Source organism: Aliivibrio wodanis (assembly GCF_052920805.1).
In genome coordinates this window covers 1,325,501-1,351,533 of sequence record NZ_JBREXA010000001.1, presented here as the reverse complement: position 1 = coordinate 1,351,533, position 26,033 = coordinate 1,325,501, and the positions used below count along the sequence as shown (strand labels likewise).

At 35.9% G+C, this 26,033-nt stretch carries 18 protein-coding genes and 3 tRNA genes; 12 read left to right on the top strand and 9 right to left on the bottom strand.

Features of this window, described 5'->3' with window-relative positions:
* Positions 1–72 precede the first annotated feature (72 nt).
* Positions 73–1,629, top strand: coding sequence for a sulfatase-like hydrolase/transferase (locus ACU5DF_RS06125; RefSeq protein WP_446712195.1), 1,557 nt, complete (start codon positions 73–75; stop codon positions 1,627–1,629).
* A gap of 66 nt (positions 1,630–1,695) precedes the next feature.
* Positions 1,696–2,424, top strand: a complete 729-nt coding sequence (locus tag ACU5DF_RS06120) for an oligogalacturonate-specific porin KdgM family protein (RefSeq protein WP_060993197.1) — start codon at positions 1,696–1,698, stop codon at positions 2,422–2,424.
* Positions 2,425–2,523: 99 nt separating this feature from the next.
* On the opposite strand, the gene ACU5DF_RS06115 is transcribed toward ACU5DF_RS06120, so the two are convergent.
* A complete protein-coding gene (locus tag ACU5DF_RS06115; protein ID WP_446712194.1) occupies positions 2,524–5,169 on the bottom strand; it encodes a beta-N-acetylhexosaminidase in 2,646 nt (881 codons plus the stop codon).
* Positions 5,170–5,686: 517 nt separating this feature from the next.
* On the opposite strand from ACU5DF_RS06115, the gene ACU5DF_RS06110 reads away from it, so the two are divergent.
* Positions 5,687–6,166, top strand: a complete 480-nt coding sequence (locus tag ACU5DF_RS06110; protein WP_045104368.1) for a DUF1097 domain-containing protein — start codon at positions 5,687–5,689, stop codon at positions 6,164–6,166.
* 280 nt (positions 6,167–6,446) lie between these two features.
* Here ACU5DF_RS06110 and ACU5DF_RS06105 read toward each other — a convergent pair.
* The 4 genes from ACU5DF_RS06105 to ACU5DF_RS06090 form a co-directional block, all read right to left on the bottom strand.
* A tRNA-Asn gene (locus ACU5DF_RS06105) sits at positions 6,447–6,522 on the bottom strand.
* 30 nt (positions 6,523–6,552) lie between these two features.
* Positions 6,553–6,628 (bottom strand) — tRNA-Thr (locus tag ACU5DF_RS06100).
* 47 nt (positions 6,629–6,675) lie between these two features.
* A tRNA-Ser gene (locus ACU5DF_RS06095) sits at positions 6,676–6,766 on the bottom strand.
* Between the two features lie 158 nt (positions 6,767–6,924).
* Complete coding sequence (locus ACU5DF_RS06090) at positions 6,925–7,824, bottom strand: diguanylate cyclase (protein ID WP_446712193.1); 900 nt, start codon at positions 7,822–7,824, stop codon at positions 6,925–6,927.
* A gap of 185 nt (positions 7,825–8,009) precedes the next feature.
* Here ACU5DF_RS06090 and ACU5DF_RS06085 point away from each other — a divergent pair, with 185 nt between their 5' ends.
* Positions 8,010–8,339 (top strand): Hpt domain-containing protein, encoded by a 330-nt coding sequence (locus tag ACU5DF_RS06085; protein WP_446712192.1) that lies wholly within the window; start codon positions 8,010–8,012, stop codon positions 8,337–8,339.
* 174 nt (positions 8,340–8,513) lie between these two features.
* Here the strand turns inward: ACU5DF_RS06085 and ACU5DF_RS06080 are convergent, their stop codons facing one another.
* Positions 8,514–10,007, bottom strand: a complete 1,494-nt coding sequence (locus ACU5DF_RS06080) for a bifunctional diguanylate cyclase/phosphodiesterase (RefSeq protein ID WP_446712191.1) — start codon at positions 10,005–10,007, stop codon at positions 8,514–8,516.
* Positions 10,008–10,142: 135 nt separating this feature from the next.
* Entirely contained in the window at positions 10,143–11,027 is an 885-nt protein-coding gene (locus tag ACU5DF_RS06075) for a sigma-70 family RNA polymerase sigma factor (RefSeq protein WP_446712190.1), read from the bottom strand.
* 367 nt (positions 11,028–11,394) lie between these two features.
* Here ACU5DF_RS06075 and ACU5DF_RS06070 point away from each other — a divergent pair, with 367 nt between their 5' ends.
* Together ACU5DF_RS06070 and ACU5DF_RS06065 are read left to right on the top strand one after the other, a co-directional pair.
* Positions 11,395–14,082: a hybrid sensor histidine kinase/response regulator gene (locus ACU5DF_RS06070; protein WP_446712189.1), complete on the top strand. Its 2,688-nt coding sequence runs from the start codon at positions 11,395–11,397 to the stop codon at positions 14,080–14,082.
* A 10-nt stretch (positions 14,083–14,092) separates the two neighbouring features.
* Positions 14,093–15,820: a response regulator gene (locus ACU5DF_RS06065; protein ID WP_446712188.1), complete on the top strand. Its 1,728-nt coding sequence runs from the start codon at positions 14,093–14,095 to the stop codon at positions 15,818–15,820.
* A gap of 94 nt (positions 15,821–15,914) precedes the next feature.
* Here the strand turns inward: ACU5DF_RS06065 and ACU5DF_RS06060 are convergent, their stop codons facing one another.
* A complete protein-coding gene (locus ACU5DF_RS06060; RefSeq protein WP_446712187.1) occupies positions 15,915–16,349 on the bottom strand; it encodes a hypothetical protein in 435 nt (144 codons plus the stop codon).
* A gap of 11 nt (positions 16,350–16,360) precedes the next feature.
* Positions 16,361–18,472, bottom strand: coding sequence for an LruC domain-containing protein (locus ACU5DF_RS06055; RefSeq protein WP_446712186.1), 2,112 nt, complete (start codon positions 18,470–18,472; stop codon positions 16,361–16,363).
* Positions 18,473–18,841: 369 nt separating this feature from the next.
* Here ACU5DF_RS06055 and ACU5DF_RS06050 point away from each other — a divergent pair, with 369 nt between their 5' ends.
* From ACU5DF_RS06050 to ACU5DF_RS06025, 6 genes are read left to right on the top strand one after another with little or no spacing between them, the layout of a single operon-like run.
* Positions 18,842–19,159, top strand: coding sequence for an STAS domain-containing protein (locus ACU5DF_RS06050; protein ID WP_446712185.1), 318 nt, complete (start codon positions 18,842–18,844; stop codon positions 19,157–19,159).
* A 32-nt stretch (positions 19,160–19,191) separates the two neighbouring features.
* Positions 19,192–20,025 (top strand): OmpA family protein, encoded by an 834-nt coding sequence (locus tag ACU5DF_RS06045; RefSeq protein WP_446712184.1) that lies wholly within the window; start codon positions 19,192–19,194, stop codon positions 20,023–20,025.
* Between the two features lies 1 nt (position 20,026).
* On the top strand, positions 20,027–22,135 hold the full coding sequence (locus ACU5DF_RS06040) for an SLBB domain-containing protein (protein WP_446712183.1): 2,109 nt from the start codon (positions 20,027–20,029) through the stop codon (positions 22,133–22,135).
* 20 nt (positions 22,136–22,155) lie between these two features.
* Complete coding sequence (locus tag ACU5DF_RS06035) at positions 22,156–22,842, top strand: CpsD/CapB family tyrosine-protein kinase (protein WP_446712182.1); 687 nt, start codon at positions 22,156–22,158, stop codon at positions 22,840–22,842.
* A gap of 2 nt (positions 22,843–22,844) precedes the next feature.
* Positions 22,845–24,365, top strand: a complete 1,521-nt coding sequence (locus ACU5DF_RS06030; protein WP_446712181.1) for a SpoIIE family protein phosphatase — start codon at positions 22,845–22,847, stop codon at positions 24,363–24,365.
* Positions 24,366–24,413: 48 nt separating this feature from the next.
* Positions 24,414–26,033 (top strand): ATP-binding protein, encoded by a 1,620-nt coding sequence (locus tag ACU5DF_RS06025; protein ID WP_446712180.1) that lies wholly within the window; start codon positions 24,414–24,416, stop codon positions 26,031–26,033.

Sequence of the window (26,033 nt, the reverse complement as noted above, 5' to 3'; positions counted from 1 at the left end):
CGATCCGCAACAGTTCGAAAGCAAACAACCAATAACGTAACCCTAAAAAAATAGAATAAGAAAGGAGACATTATGTCAATTACTCGCCGTGACATTTTAAAAGGTGTCGCAGCAACAGGAGCGCTTGCAGCAACGTCTGCAATAACTGGTTGCCAAAAAAATACAGTGCAAGATCCTATGGGCGAACTAGCTAGAAAAGTTAAGCGCCCGAATCTACTGATTATTTTCCCTGATGAAATGAGAGCTCAAGCTCTTGGTTTTATGAACCAAGATCCTTCTCTTACTCCTAATTTAAATAGATTTGCTAAACAAAGTTCAGTATTAAAACAAGCAGTTTCAAACTTTCCTTTATGTACTCCATTTAGAGGAATGTTAATGACAGGGCAATACCCATATCGCAATGGTATTCAAGGAAATAGCCATACAGCAACCCCTGGAATGTTTGGTGGGAAAGACTTTGGAATTGAGTTGAAAAAAAACCAATCAACATGGTCCGATATTCTAAGCAAAGAAGGATATAGCATGGGCTATATCGGGAAATGGCATTTAGATACTCCCGAAACGCCTTTCGTTCCTAGCTACAACAATCCAATGGAAGGTCGTTACTGGAATGATTGGACTGCGCCAGATCGTCGCCATGGTTTTGATTTTTGGTATTCATACGGGACTTACGATAAACATTTAACGCCAATGTATTGGACGAATGATACGCCTCGAGACAAACCTCTTCACATTAATCAATGGAGTCCTGAGCATGAAGCTGATATCGCAATTAACTACCTAAGAAATGAGAATGGTAAGTATAGAGATAGCACAAAACCTTTTACGCTTGTTGTGTCTATGAACCCTCCTCATTCTCCTTATGATCAAGTCCCTCAAAAATATCTTGACCGATTTAACAAAAGTTCGAAAGAACTAAACTCTCGCCCAAATGTTATATGGGATAAGGAATATCTTGAAGGTTATGGTCCTGAATATTTCAAAGAATACATGGCCATGGTTAATGGCGTTGATGAACAATTTGGTCGTATTATCGATGAGCTCGACACCTTAAATCTCGCCGAAGATACTTTAGTCGTGTTCTTCTCAGATCATGGTTGCTGTATGGGTTCTAATGGAAATCCAACCAAAAATGTTCATTATGAAGAAGCAATGCGTATACCAATGATGTTTCGTTGGCCAGGAAAAATAAAACCGACCTCAGACGACATATTATTCTCCGCTCCTGACATCTATCCAACACTTTTTGGGTTAATAGGAATGAACGATTTGATCCCAGATACAGTAGAAGGGACTGATTTTTCAAAAACTGTAAAAGGGGAAAGCGGTGATGAAAAACCAACCTCACAGTTTTATACCTTTATGCCTTATGGCGGACAATCTTACGGTCGACGCGGAATTCGTAACGAAAAATACACGCTTATGATTGACAGAAAAATAGGTAAACCACTGACCTATGTTCTTCATGATAACCAAGCCGATCCATATCAAATGAAAAACATAGCAGCAGAGCAACCCAAGCTTATTACTCAACTTATCCAAGATGAATTAATGCCTTGGCTTGAGCACACAGGTGATCCTTGGCGCCCAACAGAAGTACCTAAAAATACCGCCAATGCTTACACCTAATTAACCCCATATAAAAAACACATTCAAGATTTAGCAGTGAAACACTAATAATAAATAGGGAATATTATGAAACAATCTTACAAAATCATTATCGCTTCTGGTTTAGCCGTATTTGCGTCTCAAGCTTTAGCAAATGACTATAAAACAACTGTGGAATACCGTCATGAATATAAAGATGGTAATAACAAACATGCAGATAGAGTAAAAATGTTCTTAGATACAGGGAAGAATATTGGGTTTGAATTAGATGCAAGGTACAACAATAAAGACGAAGATCAAATGTTTGATGAGATGAGCATGAATGGCTCTGAACTCTCTATTTTCTATTACGATAAAATTGCTGAAAATACAACAGGGCTAGTTGGCTCATCACTTGACTTTAACCCTGACGGTTTAGTTTATGTTCCTTATGTTCGTGTGAACCACTCTTTTGATAACGGTTTTAGAGTACAAGCACGTTATAAATGGAAACTTTGGGATTATTCACAAACTAATAAAGCAGGCGAAAGCTATACCTCTAAAATTCAAGAGGTAGATACTTGGCTTGGCTATAACACTGGTAAATGGGATTTCCAATATGAGTTCCAAATTTGGAATGAAATGACTGATGATGCAAAACCTCAATTTGATAACGAAAGCTATGACTATCTACACAATTTCCGCATCATGTATAGTTTTGTGAACCCTGATGGCACTAAATGGCGTCCATTTGTTGAGGTTGGTAACGTAAGGCAAGACAGTTACAGCGACAACCGCCAAACTCGTTATCGTGTTGGTATAAAATACACTTGGTAAACAATCGCTTGCAATTATAAAAAATAAAAAACGGCACCTCTTATAAAAGAAGTGCCGTTTGATTATTTAATGACTGTTTTTAATGTATTTCTAGCTTAATTACTTAACGCTAGTTACTCGGCTAACCCGCTCGCCAGTAAATGATGCTGAACGAATTTGAACATCACCTGTTACTTTTGGTTTGTTCGCATTGTCGTATGCAGCCCATGTTTTACCACCATCTACAGAATATTGTAGCGTTACACCTGGGAATGAAATGTTCATGCTTAGCTCTCCGTTTGCAATTTCTGCACCTGGGATTGGTAGACGGTAATCAATGCCCGCTCTTTCAAGCTTCGCTAATTCACGTTGACCCATAGTGTTTGCAAAGTTCGTCCAATCAGTAAGCTGTGCTTTCTTATTTACTAAATTAGTATCTTGAGAGTACTTAACACCGACTTTGTATTCATTTTCCCAAGACGCTTCATGCCATGCTCGCTCAGCTGCTGCGATAACTCGTGGGAACACCATGTACTCGTATTGCTCATCAGTACGTACCGTTTCAGACCAAAGTTGTGCAGACAGACCATAGAATGGCTTCTCTGGAGCTACCGTTCCTGCACTTTCAAAGCCATTACCATCACGATCTACTGATGTTTCTGCATTTTGAGGTAAATTTTCTGGTGCGAAACCAAACATCTTACGAGTATCTGTCGCACGTGTTGCCCAGTAGTAGCCGCGCTCTTTCGCATCTACTTCATATGGAAAGTCCATGTAGACGTAGTCTGGGTTAGAGATAACTACGTCGTAGCCTTTTTCAGACCATTCGTATGCTGACGAACCACCGCCCCAGTACAGAGTATCCCAGAAGTTTGCACGTACAGATTCTGTTGCAAATTCAGAAGCTCCTTTTGAGTGCTTCAAACCATCTTGCCACGCTTGGAAGTGTGGGATGTTATGTTTTGCCACAATTTTTGAAACTTGCTCAGCAAAGTGACTTGGAAGGTGCTCAAAATCTGCAACTTCACCGCTTGCAATCAGAGACTGACACTGTGGCGATTTTTCAAATGGGAAATCTTGTTTAGATAAATCTAGATCCCCTTTCCATGCAATTTTTTCTTCATCATTAATATCTTGGAAACCAGGATGAAGTTTAATGTTTTTCGCTTCATCACCACCGAAGTGCCATGTTGTTAGTGGCACACCCGCCGCTTTGTGCATTGCTGCAACTTCAGTGATCACTTTATCTACAAACGTTGCAGATGAATCTAAACATGGATTGATAAAGCTTTGCTTATTATAGAATTGAATCGTTGTTACATTAGACTCATCCTGTGGATCCATCAAGCGGTATTGGTTCGCTTCTTCCATTTTGCCTTCAGCAGCAAGACGTGCGTAACGCGCTTCCATCGACATTACAGCTGCACGTGAGTGAGCTGGCATATCGATTTCTGGAATCACTTCAATGTTACGGTTTTTCGCGTACGTTAGGATCTCTAGGTAATCTTCTGTTGTGAAGAAACCAGAACCAAAGTTATCTGAATCAGCACCTGAACCTAGTTGAGGCAGTAGACAAGAGGTTTCTGACTCATCAAAACAACGGTTGCCACCGATATCCGTTAGCTCAGGAAGACCAGGGATCTCTAAACGCCAGCCTTCATCATCTGTTAGGTGAAGATGTAGTTTGTTAAGTTTGTAGGCTGCCATTTGGTCAACTGTCGCAAGAATCGCTTCTTTTGAGTGGAAGTTACGAGCAACATCAACCATTACACCACGGTATTCAAAACGAGGAGCATCTTCCACGTTTAGTGTTGGGATTTCTGAGCTATCTAGGCTAACTAGAGCTAGTAGAGATTGAACGCCGTAGAATGCACCCGCTTCATCAAATGCTACAACCGTAGTTTTACCTTCAGTCACATCTAGTTTGTATGCACCAGATACGCCATCTTTGAATTGCTTCTTATCTACAGAAACTGATACTGGGTATTCACCCGCTGTTTCTAGGCCTAGAAGTTCAGCACGTTGATTTAATGCTGCAAGTTGGTCTGCATCAATACCGTTAGCTGTAATTGAAATACCTTTTGCTAAATCAACGGCTTTATTAGTTAGCGTTGTTTTTAAAGGTGTTGGGATAATATGAGAAGACGCATCAACTTCAGCTACATCTGCATTCTTCTCAAAACGCGTATTAGCTGTTGCTGTTACGTTATTATCTGCAAGAGTACGTTTTAGTTGATTGCCGATGATCTCATCTACGTATTCACCAGTGTCTTCAGTATCTAAAGAAATAATATTACGAGCTTCTGCACCTGGTGCTGTTACGAATGCGCCCGGCATGAAATCAGTTTCAAATAACTGCCAATATTCAGCAACCAATGGAATAACTACTTCTTCACCAGCAGCAAAACCATCAAATTTATCTGTTGGTTCAAGTTTGTGTAAATCACCCGTCACACGAGTAATTTTAAATTGGTCGTTCTCTACATCTAGAATTAAACGAATGCTGTGGAAGTAGATTGTCCAGTCTTTTGAATCAACCGCTTCACCTGTATTAGTCACAGTCATGTTTACTTTGTTACATGATGCCCATTCAGCTTGAAGTTCTTTACATGCAAGGCCATCATCAGCACCTTGGTTAGTAATCACTGTGTAGTTAACATCTAGGTTTTCAGCCAGTTGGTTAACTGTTGATTGCTCAGAAGAAGTAGAAGAGCAAGCCGCTAAACTCGCCATAATAATTGTAGAAAGAAGCGTTCTTTTCAACATGATTCCATTCCTAAAAGATAAAGTAATTAAATTTCAAATCTGGAATTACAATACAAAAGTTTTTTAGTTTTACAAATTAAGATAAATGCAATTTATGCTTTGAATCACAAATAATTCTATATTTCACGGTATAAATTAAAATAATGAGAATCACATCAACATATAACCGCACATCATCTTATTTAATTTTTAATAATAAGGAAATAATTATGCGACGCACCGCACAATTAGAACCAAGACCACAACTAAAGATACAAATAACCACGAGTGACTTTAAAAGATTTAGCTAATAAAGCACTTAATTCGCAATGAAATAAAGTTTTACAAATATATGAAAATAGACGTCATAATACCCAGTATATTTATATTTTCACGGAAATTAATTGCAATCGATACCCCTCTCAATTTTGAAAGAGAAGGATGTAACCTGAATCTATTAGAGAGACATTAGTCACTAAAATTTTTTTTAAACTCATTATTATTGCCTATTAGAAAATAATAAATGAATAGGTTAACCATGAGTACATTAATTGCGATTGCCATTACGACAGGTATTCTTTCTGGTCTTTGGGGTTGGGTGGCTGTTAGTTTAGGCCTATTAAGCTGGGCTGGTTTTCTTGGCTGCACCACTTACTTTGCTTCACCAACCGATGGAATAAAAGGTATAGGACTAAGTATTGCGACTAATTTAAGTGGAGTGTTCTGGGCGATGGTGATAATTAAATTATCATCAATGGTAAGCCTAGAAATTATCGGCTATGTTATTACTGCCGTTGTTGCTTTTTTTATGTGTGCTCAGGCAAAAAAATCATGGCTAAGCTTTATTCCCGGTACATTTATCGGATCTTGTGCGACTTTTGCTTCAAACGGTAACTGGCAGTTGGTTATTCCATCTCTAATTTTAGGTGTTGTATTTGCTTACGCGATGAAAACATCTGGTTTATGGTTAAAAGAAAAACTAGAAACAGATAAGTTAGTCGAAGTAAGAAAAAACTAAAAAGTACGTTTTAGGACAATACAGACGTCATTCCAAAAAAGCCTCTCACTAATAATATTAGTGAGAGGCTTTTTTATACCAACACAACTAACTACTAATGCAGTATTGGACTCTCTAGTGTTGTAAAGTGACGAAATAAATTAAAGCACATTCCATAACGATAGAAACAACAACTGATAAGACAAACACCTAAAAATATTTGAAATAAATAATTATTATTTCATAATCTGAAAATACAAAAACGCCGCTTGATATTGCTATCAAGCGGCGTTCTTAAAGGTGGCTCCCTTTGCTGGACTTGAACCAGCGACATACGGATTAACAGTCCGGCGTTCTACCAACTGAACTAAAAGGGAACAGGTGTTGCATCTCATAAAGAGAAAAGATGGTGCCGACTACCGGAGTCGAACTGGTGACCTACTGATTACAAGTCAGTTGCTCTACCTACTGAGCTAAGTCGGCACACTTTATCTTTTTATCATTAAGCTCAATCAGCTCAATAATTAATGTGGTGGAGGGATAGGGATTTGAACCCTAGAACCGCTATTAACGGTTGCCGGTTTTCAAGACCGGTGCTTTCGACCACTCAGCCATCCCTCCACGGGACTCTTCTGAAGCATCTGCCTCATCAAGTGATGTCGCGCATTATAGAGAAAATGAGATCAGGTGCAAGTCTTTTTTGAAAATAAATGTTCACTTGCCTAAATATAAAACTAACTGATTAAATTTTATCTTTAACGCTTAAATAATCAACAAAATTAAACTTTTACAGACTCAATACGGTTTCGACCTTTATCTTTTGCTTTATAGAGCTGCTCATCTGCCATCTCCAATAAGGTACTTTCATTGTTTTCCTCTGTATTGTTCATTAACGCAGCCCCTATACTGATTGTCACTTTTCCATACGAAGAGTAATCATGAGTAATGTTTAAATCATAAATACATTTTCGCAATAGTTCAGCGGTTTGATTCAACTGATCAAAATCCGTATCAAATTGAATTAAAGTAAATTCTTCACCACCGTATCTATACACTCGATCTGTTTTTCTATGTAAAACTCTCATTAATGCTTTTGCCACCTGAATCAATACTTCATCACCAGCTGAGTGGCCATAATGATCATTATAGTTTTTAAAGTGGTCAATATCGAAAATAATGATCCCTAGATTAACCCCACATCTTTGAGATTCTGACCACTTATTATCTAAATCAGAATCAAACATACGACGGTTTAAAAGATTTGTTAATCCATCGAGTGAAGCGTATTTTTCTAGTAAATCAGATTTAAGCTTTAACCTTAATTGATTACGTACTCTTTTTTGTAAAATGACAGAGTTAAATGGTTTTGTAATAAAATCTACAGCTCCTAGATCTAGAGCTCGGATTTCGTCTGCTTCTGAGTGATTTATTGTAATAACTATAATAGGTATATTTTTGGTTTTATCATTACTTTTAAGATGTTCAATAACCTCAAACCCCCCCATTACAGGCATATGAATATCAAGTAAAATCAGATCAATACTCTCAGACTTAATCAACCGCAAAGCCTCAACCCCATTACTCGCCAAAACGGTCGTCAATGGTTTTAAATGATGTTGTAAAATTCGACGACTAATTGGTTCATCTTCAACGATTAACACCTTCTGTTCTACCATCATACACATTCTGCCTTTTTATCTACACTTACAAATGTCAATACACCCTAACTAATACTCAGTAGAGAAAGATAGGGAAAATTTAACTAAAAGTCCAAAGCAAATACTCTTAAATATCAATATTACCTTGGATAATAATAGCTTATATTCTATATTAAATAGATATATTGAAAGAGTAGGTAAATATTATGATAAACATAGAGATGTTAGAAGAAATATTTGATGGGGATAAAGAGATCACAGAGCAATTGTTTGAGCTCTATCTTTCAGAAAACTCAACAACCAGTCAGACTCTTTTAGAACAATATAAAACAGAAGACCTATCAGGCTTATTTCATACTGTTCATACCCTTTCTGGTGCTCTAGGTAACTTATGTGAAGTAGATACATTACCAGCTATTAAAGCTGTTGAAGCTGCGACCAGAGCAAATACCAAGCCAGAACAATCCATTATAAATAAAGTAATTGAGGGTTTAGATCAAATACAAAAACAGATGGAAGAGCACTTAGCTAATTGATTTAGTTTCTACCAGTACTACTACAATAATCTATTTTTACGCAGGAAACACACACCATTCATACCTGTTTCCTGCATTTTTTTAAGATTCATTTCATACATAGCTAGTGTATCTAATTAAAAAATGGATCATTCTTGATTATAATCGATTCTAGCAAGAAAAAATCAGTGCGCTCTAAGCAATCGCAACTAATTTTTCTCTTTCTATTTGCTTTAAAGACCAATGAACAATTTCAACAAAATTTTGGGGCTTACTAATTACGTATCCTTGAATATAATCGCAACCTAACTCTTTTAGTTCACAATATAAGTCTTCACTTTCAACACCTTCAGCAACTACATTACACCCAAGACTATGTGCAAGATAAATAGTTGAGGCGACAATCGCATAATCACTATTACCAATAGCCATATTACGAATAAATGATTGATCTATCTTAATTTGATTAAATGAAAGTACTCTAAGTAGAGATAACGAAGAAAAACCCGTACCAAAGTCATCAATACTAATATAGAAGCCTAACTCAGATAGCTTTGATAACATCAAATAGGCAATATCAATATCTGACATTAATGCACTCTCTGTCACCTCTAGTATCACATCAGATGGTATCAACTTATTACTAGTCACTAACTCAAACAGCTGCTTGTACAGATCATCATCATGTAAATCTAACGCTGAAATATTAATATGAACTTGTGGATGTAAACCTTCCCTCTTAAACTGAGCAAGGTCACAAGCTACTTGATTTACGACCCATTGAGTAATTCTTTTTATGTAATTATTCTCCTCAGCAATACAAATAAACTTATCAGGAGGGATCATACTTCCATCCTTTTGAGGCCAACGTATCAAAGCCTCATAACCATGAACAGATTTATCAATGCTATTTACAATTGGTTGATAGAAAAGCTCAAACTCATTATTAGGGATGGCGTAAATTAGTTTATTAAGTATCTCCACTTCTTCATGAATTGATTTTGTATAAGTACTGCGGTAAAAATCAATCGGAATACCTAATTTTTTAGCTTTATAGCAAGCAATGTCAACCCTCTTTATGATCTCACTCGTTGTTTTTATCTCTTCTGAAAAAATCACACAGCCCATAATCGGTTGAAGAAGGTAATGCTTATCTTCCATCAAGATCGGAGTTGTCACCAACTCATATATCGTATCTGCAAGCTTTTTAATTTCATTTTGGTCAGTAGAGTAACTGACCAAAACCATTTCTGGCCCCTCACAAAACAACTCTATATGATTGTTACTCAATGATTTTTTTAACACTAACACAGAGTAAGACACTAATTTCCCAAAGGTTTTACTTGAAGAAGCATCTATGAGCTTTTTATGATTATTAATTTTTAGTTTAATAACACTAAATGGAATACCTAATTTTATCTTATCATCAATAATCTTATTATAATTACAACGTCTGCTAAAGTTAAATAAACCAACTTTTTCATTATTTCTTTCTTTACCGGGCGATATAAAGTAATTACTCAAATTATTTACACACCATAAAACAATGAATAATATTTGAGCTAATGCTGTCAATAAAATAAAATTTAATACATTTGACTCTTCATTAATAGAATATGCTAAATAAGCACTTTTAATAGAAAATAAATACAGAAAAAATATGGAAATAGACAATATTTTTTTCTTCATGGTTTTATAACTTCCAGAGGATAATATAAACCTAAAGGAGTATAAAAATATCACCGTATAAAATATTAATAATAGAAAAAAGATTATTTTCATATCCATACAGTTACTCTCCAATTTAAGTAAATAAACTTATCGCTATGAATTTAATACAACATCATGATGTAATTTATTTTTTATAAAAATTGAATTTAATTTTATTAGTGTCTCTGACTGTATTTGTCTCACTCTCTCTTTAGAAAGTTGAAGCTCTTTACCTAATTGTTCTAACGTTTTGATATCACTATCAAATAACCCAAAACGATTAATAATTATTTGTTTTTCTCTGCCTTGAAGTAAATTCAACCATGATGATAGGTTATCTTCAAGGTTAAGTTTTGATAATAAATTATCAGGATTATTTTCTTTTTTATTAACACATGAGTCAATAAGTTGTGGAAGGGTATCATCTGAAGATGCAGAATACCCCATAAAACCACCAGAAGATAACCTCATGATTTTATTTACTTTTATAGAGTCAACACCGCAATGTTTTGAAATATCACTAATGGAAGGTTCTTTTTTAAGAGATTTTGATAACTCACGAGATGCTCGCAAGTACGTATTCAACTCTTTTGTGATATGAACTGGAAGGCGCACTGTTCTCGAATGGTTAAATAAAGCACTTTCAATTGCTTCTTTTATCCACCAAACAGCATAAGTTGAAAATCGATAGCCAAGATCTGGATCAAATTTATCAATTGCTTTTATTAACCCTAAGTTACCTTCTTCGATGATATCTAGCGGTGATAAATCAGTTTGATTTCTTCCTCGATACTTATTTGCTATTTTAACAACAAGCCTTAAGTTAGATTCAATTAACACATTACGAGATGATATATCGCCAGCATGGTATTTTCGACTATAAACCAACTCTTCAGAGGCACTAAGAAGTTGATATTTATTTATTTCTTTTAAATATTTAGAATATAGGTCCCCACCTACATAACTATCACTTTTATCATTTATTTTTACAGAAGCCATAATAATTCCTTTTATCTAGCAAACTAATTATAAATTTCCGACTGTATATTCAGCGGTATAAATACACTATGGTATAAAGGTTTGAATCACACAATACAAACCTATTAACTTAATAAATCACTCGCATACTTTGTGATATTCATCACAAGAATATCGCTAGCATTCCAAATAATAAGACGTCATTATATTGACACGAACAGGCATTTATAATATGTATTTGTTTTATATAAAAAATTACTTTTTGAGGATTATTTTTGTAAGGGTATATGAAAAATGAACTTTAATTCATATTAACTACTTTTATTGACTAAATATCCTATGCTTTACATATAGGTCAATAATGATGACTTTTTACAAGGATTGTTTAATGAAACTAATGAATCACCTTTCCGTAAAATCAAGAATGCTGATACTTGTCATTCTTCCTTTTATGCTTCTGTCTATGCTTTCGATAAAAGAAATATCTTCTCAACGACAGGAGTTAAAATCGTTAAAATCATTGAGTAAACATCTGATTTTTAATGAAAAACTTTCCAATTACATTACAGCGATGCACTTCCTTCGTTTGAATTCATTATATTCAATTCACAATGACATTGATAAATCGGCGTCAGTAAATGCAATAAATGAACTAGTTAAGCACATCGACAAAAAAAATTCGCCACAGTTATATGAGGCAATACAAAAACTCTCAAACGTTAATTCAGAAATTGTTAATTACACCGCAGTCGATGTTGAGGAGTGGTCTGATTGGATCACCGATACTTTAGAAAATATCAATATTATAGAAAATAAAGAGCGCCTAAAAACATCATCAGATCTTCTCAATAGAAAGGAAAAAATCGTCTCCCAGCTACAATGGCTAAACTACTGGGCAATTAAAGAGAACTGGTATATTAACCTTGACCTTAATATACATAATGAGGAATACCATGATGAATTGAATTCCTTGTTTTATCGACAGGAATTGTTTATAGAACAGTTTATTACCATGAATGCTAGTCAAGAAAATATTGAACTTCTACTCAAGACCTTTAGTAATGATAGTTTTGCACTAAGTATTCAATTTCGTAATGCCGTAATAAAAAACAGAGCAAAAGACTACTCTATTGAAGAAAAAAACACTGGAAGACAAGCTCTTAACCATCGATTACTTCTAATTCAATCAGTAACGACTGTAATTACTAGCGAACTAAAAAAAGAGATTAATGCTCATATAGAGAAAATTAACACGACCATTTTTACCTTTATCACCGGCTTAGTTCTATCTCTTATGTTTATTTCATATTTTGGCATTTCACTTTCTAGACGAATAATTACGAACCTAAACACCATTACAAATTCCATGAAACTTATTGAAAAAAACCATGACTATAGCATCCAAATTAATGTAGAAGGAGATGATGAGTTAGCTCTATTTTCTCAAAACATTAATACTCTTATCTCAGAAAGAGCCTCAAATGAAGAAAACTTGATTAATTCAAAAAACGAGGCCCAAAGAGCAAATTTAGCTAAAAGCACTTTTCTGGCGAATATGTCCCACGAAATAAGAACGCCTCTCAACGGCATTATTGGCATGTCAGGAATACTATCTGAAACAAAGCTTTCACCAATTCAGCATGACTACCTAAATACCGTAGAAACATCATCTCAAACACTTTTAATTTTAATTAATGACATTTTAGACATTTCTAAAATTGAAGCAGGGAGTCTAATTCTTCATACACACAGTACTAATTTACGGGAAGTTATTTTTGATACTATTTCTATCGGTATCTCTAAAGCTACAGAAAAAAATCTTGACCTGAATATTAATTTATCACCTGACCTTCCTGTTCATTTACTGCTAGATGATCACCGTATTAGACAAATATTAATGAATTTAACCTCAAATGCGATTAAATTCACTCACACAGGACATGTAACAATAACAGCAAGGTTTGAGCCGACTTCAAGAGATAAAGGATACATTCACCTCTCCGTCTCTGACTCTGGTATTGGTATTGATAAACAGGCTCAACAATATATCTTTAAACCCTTTACCCAAGAAGACAGCTCTATTACACGAGAATATGGTGGTACAGGGCTTGGTTTAGCCATTACTTCTCAACTTATTGAGTTGATGGGGGGCACTTTATCTATCAGCTCAGAAAAGAATCACGGCAGTTGTTTTTCGTTTAGTATAGAGACCACAATCGTACATGAAAATAGCCTACCAGCAACTGAGCTATTAACCACACCTATTATTTTAATGGGTAATAATTGTGAATTTAAAGACAATATTGTTAAAGAGTTGCATTATCAAAGTTTATCTAATTTTATCTCTATTAATACCCTTGATGAAATAACACTTTTAGCAAATGAAAAGCCTATTCTTTTGTATTGTATTGATGATTATATGAATATGGAGTGTAAAAATGATCTCTTAAACCTCCGTCATCAACATCCAGACATATCTGTCGTTTTAATTCAAAAACACAAAAACAGAGCTACGAATTTTGAATCCATAATTGATGGTTTAATAACTTATCCTTTATTGGGCTACCGATTTAATAAAACATTGACCAACTCTCTGATTTTTCATTCTGATAACCTGTCAAGTACATCTCCTATTTCGGGAGATATAAAGAAACATTATCCAGAGAATACAATCGTTCACGACCAAGAGATTCCTAATCAAACTAAGGAGCACATTCTTATTGTAGAAGATAATCTTGTTAACCAAAAAGTTGCCTCTCTATTTCTCAGTAAATCAGGCTATACCTTTGATATAGCAAACAACGGACAGGAAGCCGTAGATAAATTTACAGAGAGTGAAACTTACCATTTAATTTTAATGGATTGTATGATGCCGGTTAAGGATGGTTTTGCCGCAACAAAAGAAATACGCCAAGTGGAGAAGGTAGAAAACAGAAAAAAGACGCCTATTATCGCACTTACGGCCAGTGTACTTGATCAAGATATTTCAAAATGTTATGAATCAGGTATGGATGACTACGTTGCTAAGCCATTTAAAAAAGAAACCTTATTAGAAAAAATAATGAACATAAAGTAAAGAGGCCATTATGGATATCTTAGCCCCTGAAATAATAAGAAAAAAACCCATTCAGAATTTCAATATTTTGATTGTTGATGACTGCCAAGTTTCTTCTAAATATTTATCCCAACTTATTGAGCATTTGGGATACCCAACACCTGATCTGGTAACATCATATCAACAGGCAATCAAAAGCTGTGTGAAAAGAGCCTATTCTTTGCTATTTATTGATTATCATCTTGAGCAAACACTTAATGGATCAGAGCTTTATGATCTACTCAAAGAAAAAGGATTCATTCAACCTTATACTCGTGTAATTACGGTTTCTGGTGATAATACCACTCAAACTGTTTTGAGTACCTTATCAAAGGGAAATGGCGATTATCTTTGTAAACCTATCAATAAGTCTATTCTCAGTAATAAAATGACTCATGCTCATCAAGAATATTGCTTGTTTAAACAATTATATTCTTTAAAGAATAATAAGAGTGATATTGAACTTCAACGTCAAGCAATTGAGTTTGCTAAAACCAATAATATTAATGAATTAGATCAGTATCTAATTGATTTATTAATGCTTACAGATAAGAAAAAATTACTTTCTCTTTGTCAAGAACCCGAATTTTCAACACGTAAGAACTACCTTCTTGCACAATTAGAAGTTGAAAATGAGCTTGAGCTGATACCAAAAGAAGAATTACTTAAAAAAACTCAACAGCTATGTGAACAATACTCTTTGTTTACGCCTGCATTTGACTTTTTAGCCTCTTTATATATTAATCAGAAATATTATGAAGACGCTCTTTTATCTGCAAATACTGCATTGAACCTCACTCCAAGTGTTCCCTCAAGAGCTCTACAAGTGATAAAACTTGCGCTCTCTTGCAACAATAAAAGTAGTTTTTTAAAAGCAACTCACCTACTAGCAAATCATCTTCCGATTGCGGACCCAAATTGGTGTTCTTATGTTATCGAATGCTTGAATTACTACGATGCTTATATTCAAAAAGCACAATCTGAAAGTGATATAAATCAGTTAATTTTAGACCAAAAAAACTTCATCCGTCGCTCAGAATATCGCTTAACGCCCATACAAAGAGGGCAGTTAAATATTATGTTTAACTTGAGTATGGCTAAGCACTTGATTGAAGAAGGCGACATTATACAAGCTAAACAAAATACATTAAAAAGCCTACACCCTTATTATAATAATTTGCATCAACTTAGCTCTGTTACATTAGTCGAGACGCTTTATTTACTTAGCTTTTTTGGTGAAATTTGGTTAATAGAAAAAATAAATGAAGTGTTAAAACAAAAGAAAAAAATCGATAATTATGCTCGTCATTCGTTATCGATACTTAAAAATAGTACTGAATTAAAAAATTCATTATCCTCATTATCACAAACAATCACTGCTGCTTATCATAAACAAGAAATAGCACCAGATGAAGCTCTTGAACTTTATCAAGAGGGATTAGTCCAATATCCTTACTCAACAGAACTTTGTTTAGGCCTATTGGGATGTTATGTAAAATTAAGCTTAGATAATCCAACTAAAGCCAGTAAAGCTCTTGCTCTAACAATCGATATGCCACTGTCTGAATCATTAAATAAAAAAAGAGACTCATTAGTTCAATGCTTGCATGCTAACATTGATTTTATTAAAGAAAATAGTTATGAATTAAGGCACAAAATGGATTCAACCTCTAAAGATACAGCCCTATTGGATCCATCGCTAAAACTATCGTTTGAATAGATTCGATTGTTGGTAATATAAAAACCGTCGCTTTAAACAAATAAAGCGGCGGTTTTTTATCGCAGATAAATTAAAGTGTTATATCTATTATCATTTACCAAACAAGAGCTTCACCATTAATTTCAAACATCTTTTGTAATGGTTGACTGCCATCATATGACCATATTTCAACAACAATTTCAGATTGACTTTCAGCTAAAGAGAATTCAAGTGTTAGCTGTCCATTTGTCATCGCACTGTCTATGATTTTACTATCATAATTAACAATATAGTTTTCTTTCCCTACTTCTGAAAAAAGTGAATAAACAGATACATGTGTTCTTTCTGGTAACGACCCACTTAAATCAATAGTCAGCTTCTGTAAAGTGATTGGATTAAATGTAAAATCATCAGGAGCAAGAAGATCTTCTGTTTTCACAGTTACTGGCTTATCACTATTTGAAGGCCCTGAACTTGAACCTGAATCACCACCACCACACGCTATTAAGGATAGCGACATTAAGAATACCATTAGTATATTTTTCATCATCACACCCTCTCTTAATAATATTTATTCGCTATTGCATTATTAATATTGTACCAAGATTGATCTACGGCACCTCCAGACTCGGTATAGCCAACAAAATCTGGGTAAGCCTCAATTAAATCAACTCGTTCTCTTGGCCATTTCCACTCATCATAAATCAGCAGCGCCCAAGGCATATTATTGATGGTTTTAAAGTATCGTTGAGCAGCTGGATCACTCGTATCTTGTCCTAACTGAAAATAGCTTGCATTGAATGACTCCGTTGGTGCTTGATCCGCTAAATGTATTTCATAACTTCGGCCAGGGGCTCCTGAAAACATATCTCCACGATAAAAACCCGGTGTCGCAAAAATAAATGGGTCGTAAGGCATTGAAGGTATACTTTCGGTCGCAATTGGAGAGTTGAAACTAAATTGAAGTTCAAATTCAAGCCCTACACTTTCACGACAATCGTTCGAGGTTCTAAAATAGTTACACCCATAACCAACAACATTTACTGCATCATTAATCAGAATAAAGCTCGCTTCTGACATTCCTGACTCTTGAGCGTTACCTTCTTGCTGTACGTTATTATAAAATAAGCGTGTTTTTGCTGCCGTTACATTCCCCCCGCTCACGAATGGTAATCGAACGGCAAACCCACTGTGATGCCCAGCACCCACTGCGACTAATTTCCCGCTAATAATGATTTTAGCTACTAGATTATCTTTAAGTACTTCTGTCACTCTATATCTAACCACTAAATCATTCATATCGTAATCAGCGGTTTCTGGCCAATTATCTTCATAAGCTAGTGTGACGTAGCCACTGGCTGATGGAAAATGACGTAGCGTAGTATTTGCTGCAACAACAGTGACAACATGATCCTCCACTTCACCTGATTTGGCTCCTCCAAAATACGCTAACCCTGTTTGCTGACTAAAACGGAATCGGCTCCATGTCTCACCAACACTAGCACCAAAGGGAACAGAAACAACTAATGCATTACTTCCTACATTTAATAATTGGTCAGTAATAGCTTGCTCACCTGTATCTGAAAAATCACCGTCATCATTCCAATCTATCCATACTGATAAGTAGCCTGTAGTAGAGGCATTAACTGCAATAACTGAATCTAAACCTGGCTCTAGTGCGGTAACAAAGCCAACTCCGTCTTCATCATCATTACTAATAGTATCATCTGAATCTGGCGATTGAGGCGCATAATAATCGCCATCAACACTGCTACCTAGCCAAGTCACATTATCCATTTCATGTCGAGCACCATTAGACGCAAGCGTTGAACCATAACTGTCTGGAGCATCACCAAAGTCAATTGTCGCGGGCTCATCAGTGTCAATCAATGGGGCACTTGCACAACGAGCCCCATCGTTTTGACTCGAGAATGGTCCATCTGCAAATTTTATTGCTGGTACAACACCTGAATCAATAATTGTTTGAGTAGAGAGATTCACACGATAAATTTGTCCATCTTGATTGCGAGAAAGATAAAGATACCCATCTACATCAAAATACATAGCACCAAAGGTTCCAGTCTCCCCCGTTGGCCCAATATAAGACGAAGCTCCCGTATTAATATCAAATTCATACAATGCACCACTGCCGTTATCAACCCCGTATAACTTGCTATTACCTGGATGGAAAGCAAAATCAGTTAAATTCACACTTGTCGTTGTTGTAATCAACTGAGCAATCAATAATGCGCTAGGATCTGAATCTAATGGAGAAAGATCCACTTTATATAGCCCTTCACCTTTTCTATAAAGGTAATAGTGATGGTTATAAACATCCCCTACAAAGAAGGTTTTACTTGCAGGCAAACCGCTAACAGATAATGTAGTTGCTTGAAAATTATCCCCTAACCGAACCATAGTAAAGTTAGTCGTATTGAAACCATAAATATAGCGATCAAATTCATTAAATCCAACGCCATTAATATTCGCGTTGAGTCCAGTATCACTTTGCAAAATGCTATTGGTCCCTGTAACTAAGTTGATACCATAAACAGCAACTGGCTTTCCTTGAAATAAATACGCTTTACTCGGACAGCTATCAAAAGGGGACGAAAATACTTTTGTCGTGAAGAGTAAAAATAAACATACGGTTAACCGAATAAATAGATACATAGTTTTTTCCTTCTTGTTATATCGCACTACCTATTAAACAATCAAAAAACATGCCAATCATAAATAACTGTTTTAATTGAAGAAAACTTATTCTATTCCTGATTTATTATTATGAGATTCAATTTGCATCCAGAAATAACACAATAAAAATCCAACTTATCTCTATTCATATACTCTCCTTCATTCTTTTCTTTCAAACTGAGTTCTCGCACTCTGCAAAGTGCATTGCAATTTGAGAAAAACAAGTACAGCAGATAGAAAAAAATATAAATCATTGAAAGTAAAGAGTTTAAAAAGTGGCACGCTTACTGCTCTATTAACTATACAGACATAACATCAACATAAAGGATTATTCCTTAGGAGCTTATTATGGAACTACATCAATTTGAATCAAACACAGAAACACTAGTGCTATCCGTTCAAGGTGATATGGATGCGATTGGCTGCCGAGATATTCAACCCACTATTGATGAAGTCATTGAACAAGAGCATCACCAAGTACAAATAGATTTAGCACAAGTAACATTCTTAGATTCATCAGGCATTGGGGCAATTGTTTATCTTTATAAACGCCTTATTGAAAGAGAACGCACGATGCAAATTCAAAATGCTCACGGGCAACCTTTAGAACTATTGAAATTGTTGCGTATTGAAAACGCAATTCCAGTAAATAGTACTCAACATTAATCATACGCCCACAATCAGATAGGAGTATCACTATGAACATAAAACTAATATGCATCCTCAGTTTAGAGATACTGATCATGTCTGGTTGCACCTCCTTCGCTGACTCTGGAAGAGGTGGTGAAGCAGAAAATTATCCACAAGCAGCATTTTCTCCTGTAATGCCAGATCAGCCTTTAGGTCCTGAACACGGTTTACGTTTTGACTGGGAATTAGCAGCTCGTCATCTCGATATTTTAATATTAGAGAAAGCAGAGTGGTGTTTCCCTGCGACAGTACACCAAGCAAAGCAAAACGAAACTCGTATTGCTCGTGAACTAGAAGGAGGATTACAACTGGATGCCGCGAACGATTTAATTATTCAACGTAATCTACTAAAACGCTTAGAGCGTCAGTTAGATCACGTAAAACGTCAAGAAACGTGCAAGCCCCCTACTCATTCAAATGGTGGTGACTCAGATCTAGATTTAGCAAAAAAAATCTATGATCTCTTAAATAGAGACAATCAGTTTGCATTCAATTCTGCTGAGTTAAACCCTAAATACGTTGTAAATTTATCAGAAGCATCGCAATTACTTAATAAACATAAAGATTTTAAGCTATTAGTAACAGGTCATGCTGATGCAGTTGGTGAGGAAGATTATAACCAAGATCTTGCCCTTAATAGAGCAAAACAAGTTAAGCGCTATTTAAGTATATTCGGACTTTCACTGGAACGAATCCACGTTGATGCCGTTGGTTCAAACGACCCTTACTTTGCAGGTACAGAGCCTCATATTCGATTAACAAATCGCCGAGTTACTATTGAGTTAATGCAATTAGACCAACCTCTTATGCTAGATAACCATTCAGTTAATGGAGACCAATAAAATGCGTATACTTCATACTATTATTTTTATCATTGCATTAACTTCTGCTCTATTTAGCTCTGCATCAGAGATGAATAATGTACGAATTGGTGACGTTATCTCAATCTTATTACCAGGTGAAGAATCACTAAATAAAGATTTTCAAGTTGATAAACAGGGACGCGTAATTCTTCCTGAAATTGGTCCTATTTTTGTTGCAGGTAAAACAGAGAAACAAATGGTATCCAGTATTAGTTTAAGCTTAAATACGATATTACAAGATCTCACTAATCTGCAAATTTTCATCAGTAAACGTCAATTAATCATTAATATTCAAGGGTATGTAAAGCAGCCTGGAGAATATACACTCAGCGATGGTGACTCTGTTCAACTGGCTTTATATGCCGCTGGCGGACTTCGCTCTGGTGCTCAACTTAACCGTTTGCAACTTCGCCGAGCAGATAAATTAACCACATTTAACTACAAAGCCTTTTTAGATTCTGGAGAGCAATCATTACTGCCATCTCTTCAATCATTAGATACTTTATTTATCCCGGCATCCCCTATGGTCGGTAATATTGAACAAGAATTTGACCCAGCGAAACTCTCTCAAGCAGGTGATGCTGCCGATGGTAAAAAAGCCATCAAGGTATTTGGTGAAGTAAATTCCCCTGGTACTTTCTCTTATAAATCTGGTTCAAATCTTGTTGATGTCTTAATGAGAGCAGGTGGAGTAACGCGCTATGCAGGCGTCGAACAGATCCGCGTAATTTCAAAAAACCAACCAGCCTTATTTAATCTAAAACGTTATCTAGATACTGGAGACTCTAGCTTATTACCGCCACTTGAAGTTGGCTCAACTATCTTCGTACCAAAACAAGAAGAAGAAATAAAATCAGGTGCAAACATGGTGTATGTAATGGGTGAAGTAGCAAAACCAGGCGCATTTGAAGGTAAAAAAGGCGCAACCTTTATGGATATTTTAGCCAACGCAGGTGGGCCAACTCGGTTTGCTGAATCTCGCCAGATTCGAATTATTAAAGCCAATGGTGCTGTAATTAACTTCGATTTATCAGGCTATACAGAGGGAACTAACTATGTTCGCCCACCAGCAATTACAGCCGGTGACGCTATATTTGTGCCAGAAAAAACCGATATAAATGAGAAATCATGGCTTAAAATCACACCAAATCGTGCCGTACGAGTATTAGGTGAGGTACAACACCCAGGTCGAATTGAATGGTCTGATGAAATGTCCTTTTTAGATTTACTTGCACATGTTGGTGGCCCAACACTTCGAGGAGACACTACAAGAATAGAAATTGTTACTCCTGATGCGACAGGTCGAAACCAAGTACACACATTTAATCTCGATACCTTTATTTCAAAAGGAAGACCAGACTCTGCACTTCCCGTTATTCGAGCTGGCGCGACTATCAGAGTACACGATTTACCTCAAGATCCATCAGACAATAAATCTCAGTGGGTTCGTCAAAGCTCAGACAGTTCGATTTATGTTTTTGGTCAGGTAAATGCCGCTGGTCGCTATCGCTTTACCAATGATATGCACTTTTTAGATATCTTATCTGCAGCAGATGGACCGACTAAAGATGCTGACATTCATAATATTCGCGTTACTCATCGAGATAAGAGTTATTCACGAGTAAGCAAACTCAATTTAGCATTGTATTTTGAAACAGGTGACGAATCTCTATTACCAAAAGTAAAAACAGGCGACACCATTTATGTTCCAGAAAAAAACCGTCTTTGGGTTGATGATAGCAAAGAAACGACCATTCGAGTGCTTGGTGCCATTAATAAACCTGGTCGCTATCGCTTTAATGATTCAATGACACTTTTAGATTTACTCGCCGAAGCCGGTGGCCCAAGTAATATGGCTTATCTTGAAAAAATCAGCGTGGTTAATCACTCATTAGACGAAGGACAAGCTCGTACTTTTGATCTTGTAAAATTTAGTCGTACTGCTGATTTTAGAAGCCTACCAGTACTACGTGCAGGCGATACTGTTTATATTCCGAATAAAGATGAAAGCATCATGGAGCAAGTTCGCACCGGTGTAAAAGACGTTTTCCAAGTTGTTGCCGCTATTGCCTTAATAGGAGCACTATAATGAGAATTCCTTCATGTTATATGGAAATAGAACAAGTATTCTTACAGTTGGAGCAACACGATTGCCATTCTTTGTGCATCACCTCCACAAATCCAGGAGAAGGCGTCAGCTCTTTAGCTCAGGCTCTTACTGAAAGACACTTACTTGCAGGTTATCGAACACTTTTGGTTGATTTAAATTTGCAACACCCCAGCTTATTTTCACTTTCTTTGCCACAAACAACCCTTACTACTGACGATTCACCAACACATTATTTAAGCACGATAGAAAACAGCTCTCAGGTAATATCAGGCGTTCCCGTGCCAAACAATCGCTCTAAAATTTTAGAATTACGTCAACCAAAAAAACTACAAGAACAGATCGAAATATGGCGCAATGAATTCGACAAAATAATTATTGATAGCACAGCAATATCTCAATTAAATGCCAATAATATTCCAGCGCAGAGTATCGCTGGCTGTTGTGATGGCACCATTATGGTTATTTTATCAGGACAAACCTTGCATACCGAGCTCAAAGATTCTCTAAAAAGCCTAGAGAATCATGGCGCTCATCTAATAGGTCATGTGTTTAATGATAAATATCAACCTAGCTTAAAAAATGAAATATGCAGAGAAATTGAACGTTTACGATTTTTACCCGCGTTTTTATCTACTAAGCTTATCTCTGCTATTCAAAATAATCGTTTTTTATCTACAGTGGTGTAATTATGACAGACTCTATTTTACTCTTTGAAAGCACTCAACCAGGATCTCTTAACTCTGTTCGAGTTTTACGTCAATCGCTTTCTAAAATATTAGACCGTTTAGATTTACAGCAAACATTTAAGCATCAATGTTTGCTGTGTTTTTCAGAATGGAGTACAAACCTTGTTCTTCATCCTGATAAACCTACTGAGGTTATTAACGTTACGTTAAGAAAGACTAAGCAATACTGGCAACTAAGCATTAGTGACGACGGTGAACCTTGGGATCCTACCTTACACAAAAGCAACACTGACATTGGTGATTTTTCATTAAAATGCAATGGCCGCGGTATTGATATTATACAAAATCAAACGGACGCTCTTGTTTATACAACCACTAAAAATATCAATACATTTACCATGAAATGGGAACGTAAAACTGGTCAGAAACAACCTCATCTTCTGATTGTGGAAGACGATAGCATTCAATGCAAACTCTACCAAGCTTACTTACAAGACCAATTTAAACTTACAATTAAAGCCAACGGAAAAGAAGCTCTCGAATTTCTAAAAAACAATACGGTCGACCTGATAATTTCTGATATTCAAATGCCAGAAGTTGGTGGGCTAGAGCTAAGAAAAAGATTAGAACAAGAAAAGGACTTTTCTATCCCTTTCATCTTTTTATCTCACTTACAAGACAGTGGTACGTTAATGGATGCAAGCGATTTAGGCATTGATGATTACCTAGAAAAACCAATCCGAAAAGAGATGCTAGTTCGCTCTATTTTACGTGTTCTTGCACGATTTGACCAAGTGTATCGTTCCTTATCACAACAGGTTAATCAAAAAATCACTAATACTTTATTGCCTCAAGTAGAACTAACATCACCTCATTGGAAATTAGCAATTCAACAACGTAATACTGGACATGGAGGAGGAGACTTTGTTTTATCAATGACCAATGAAGATACGACCCAGCTGTTACTTGCAGATGTTATGGGCCACGACGAAAGCGCAAAATTCTTTGCTTATGCCTACGCCGGTTATATCAGAGGGCTAATGCAGAATATAGACATAACAAAACCAAGCCAATTACTCTCATTACTGTCTAACAATGCATTTAAAGACCAAATTTTATCTCAAACTATGCTAACCAGTTGCTGTTTAAGTTTAACCAATGACACAACAATAAAAGTCAGTAGTGCGGGACATCCTGCTCCTATTTGCATAACCAAGACAGGGCTAAAAACCGTCAATACCGAAGGAACATTACTTGGTTTGCTGCCTCACACTAAATATCAAGAAACACAACTCCATCTAAATAAAGGCGACAGAGTTGCCGTTTTTACTGATGGATTATTTGAATCAGGAAACTCCATATCAGAACGAGAAACTCTTGAATCAACCATTAAGGAAAAGCTCCTAAGCACACTTGAACTACCACTTGAACTCGCAATAGAGAGCATCATGAACACGTTCGACTCTCTGGCAGGTATTCCACCGAATGATGACGCTCTATTATTAATCATAGAGAAGCAATAACCGCCAAGATATTTAATTGCCCTAGCATAAAAAACCAAGGAGCTTATTATGACATTCAGACTTAAAACCATCGTAGGAATCTCTCTAATACAATGCATAATGCTATTGGTATTGGTTTTTAGCTCTATTAAGTTTCTTTCTGACTCAAGTGAACAGCAACTGGTTACGCGCTCAACAGCGACATTACACATGTTTACTAAAGCGATTAAAGAACCTTTGACAGAAGGAAATAAGCCTGCGATTACTGAGTTAGTCAACCAGTTAATTGCCCTTGGAAATATTTGTTATGTAAAAATATATCACCCTGATGGCACATTAATCGCAGAAGGAGGACCTAAATTACATGAAATACCTAACCCTAATAGCTCGATTTTAGATAATGCCTCTGACGGCAGTTATGATATTCAAACTTATATAAAAAGTAGTTCAACACTCCTTGGTACCGTCGAGATAGGCTTTGGCACTCATAATGAAAATACCTTTTTACATAAAGCAAAGTCCTGGATATTTGCGATCGCCTCAGTTGAATTACTCATCGTTATTGGTCTCTCTTTTCTATTAGGTAATGCTTTAACTCGTCACCTAAACAAGCTAAAAAATGCAGTAAACACCATCACAAAGAAAGGTCCAGGAACACAAATTGACATTACCTCTAGCGGAGATCTAGAAGAAATTTCTAACGCGTTTAACTCAATGTCTTACAGCCTAAAACAAAACTATCAAGATCTACAGCAAGCACGCCAACAAGCGGAGTCAGCCAATGAAAGTAAGAGCCGATTTTTAGCTTCAATGAGTCATGAGATCAGAACACCAATGAACGCAGTTTTAGGATTACTTGCCATCTTAAAAGAGACTCAATTAAAACCAAATCAACAAGAATTAGTTGAGACAGCAACCAGTTCTAGTGAACTTTTATTATCTATTATTAATGATATTTTGGACTTCTCTCGAATGGAAACGAACACTTTTTATCTCAATAATAAAACCTTTAATATGCATGAATGCTTACAAGGTTCCTTACAAAGCTTTCAAGCTCAAGCAGATAAAAAACAACTAAAATTAAGTATGTCATTATCAAACACTGTACCTGAATATGCTTGTGGTGACGTTAATCGCTTACGTCAAATATTGCTCAATCTCATCGGTAATAGTTTAAAATTCACAGATGATGGCTTTATTCTTATCTCAATTGATGTTCAACCATTCAACGAACGCTTACAACTTAATGCCACAATTAAAGACTCTGGTATCGGAATAAAAGCGGAACAACTAGACTCATTATTTGAAGAGTTTACTATGGCTGATAATAGCTTTTCTCGTTCACATGAAGGGTCAGGGCTAGGGCTAGCAATCACAAAACGCTTGGTAACTATGATGGATGGTAATATAAAAGCTAGCAGCCATTATGGAAAAGGGAGTGAGTTTACTTTTCAAGTCACATTAGATCACTCTAGTGCCAAGGAGATAGACATTATTAAAACACACCAACAAGTTCCCCATACCCAAACTCTCAGCCATACAAGTAAACAAATACAACTCTTAGTTGTGGAAGATAATCAAGCCAACCAAATCGTAATTAAAAACACACTCCATTATATGGGCTATAATATTGATATTGCTAACAATGGCGAAGAAGCGATTGCCATGGTTCAAGAGGCAACAATATGA

Excerpts from the sequence above, each read along its gene's own strand:
- ACU5DF_RS06055 (WP_446712186.1), bottom strand. The coding sequence starts at position 18,472 with ATGTATCTATTTATTCGGTTAACCGTATGTTTATTTTTACTCTTCACG.
- ACU5DF_RS06090 (WP_446712193.1), bottom strand. The coding sequence starts at position 7,824 with ATGATGGTAGAACAGAAGGTGTTAATCGTTGAAGATGAACCAATTAGT.
- ACU5DF_RS06035 (WP_446712182.1), top strand. The coding sequence starts at position 22,156 with ATGGAAATAGAACAAGTATTCTTACAGTTGGAGCAACACGATTGCCAT.
- ACU5DF_RS06045 (WP_446712184.1), top strand. The coding sequence starts at position 19,192 with ATGAACATAAAACTAATATGCATCCTCAGTTTAGAGATACTGATCATG.
- ACU5DF_RS06070 (WP_446712189.1), top strand. The coding sequence starts at position 11,395 with ATGAAACTAATGAATCACCTTTCCGTAAAATCAAGAATGCTGATACTT.
- ACU5DF_RS06025 (WP_446712180.1), top strand. The coding sequence starts at position 24,414 with ATGACATTCAGACTTAAAACCATCGTAGGAATCTCTCTAATACAATGC.
- ACU5DF_RS06125 (WP_446712195.1), top strand. The coding sequence starts at position 73 with ATGTCAATTACTCGCCGTGACATTTTAAAAGGTGTCGCAGCAACAGGA.
- ACU5DF_RS06065 (WP_446712188.1), top strand. The coding sequence starts at position 14,093 with ATGGATATCTTAGCCCCTGAAATAATAAGAAAAAAACCCATTCAGAAT.
- ACU5DF_RS06040 (WP_446712183.1), top strand. The coding sequence starts at position 20,027 with ATGCGTATACTTCATACTATTATTTTTATCATTGCATTAACTTCTGCT.
- ACU5DF_RS06120 (WP_060993197.1), top strand. The coding sequence starts at position 1,696 with ATGAAACAATCTTACAAAATCATTATCGCTTCTGGTTTAGCCGTATTT.
- ACU5DF_RS06080 (WP_446712191.1), bottom strand. The coding sequence starts at position 10,007 with ATGAAGAAAAAAATATTGTCTATTTCCATATTTTTTCTGTATTTATTT.
- ACU5DF_RS06050 (WP_446712185.1), top strand. The coding sequence starts at position 18,842 with ATGGAACTACATCAATTTGAATCAAACACAGAAACACTAGTGCTATCC.
- ACU5DF_RS06060 (WP_446712187.1), bottom strand. The coding sequence starts at position 16,349 with ATGATGAAAAATATACTAATGGTATTCTTAATGTCGCTATCCTTAATA.
- ACU5DF_RS06115 (WP_446712194.1), bottom strand. The coding sequence starts at position 5,169 with ATGTTGAAAAGAACGCTTCTTTCTACAATTATTATGGCGAGTTTAGCG.
- ACU5DF_RS06030 (WP_446712181.1), top strand. The coding sequence starts at position 22,845 with ATGACAGACTCTATTTTACTCTTTGAAAGCACTCAACCAGGATCTCTT.
- ACU5DF_RS06110 (WP_045104368.1), top strand. The coding sequence starts at position 5,687 with ATGAGTACATTAATTGCGATTGCCATTACGACAGGTATTCTTTCTGGT.
- ACU5DF_RS06085 (WP_446712192.1), top strand. The coding sequence starts at position 8,010 with ATGATAAACATAGAGATGTTAGAAGAAATATTTGATGGGGATAAAGAG.
- ACU5DF_RS06075 (WP_446712190.1), bottom strand. The coding sequence starts at position 11,027 with ATGGCTTCTGTAAAAATAAATGATAAAAGTGATAGTTATGTAGGTGGG.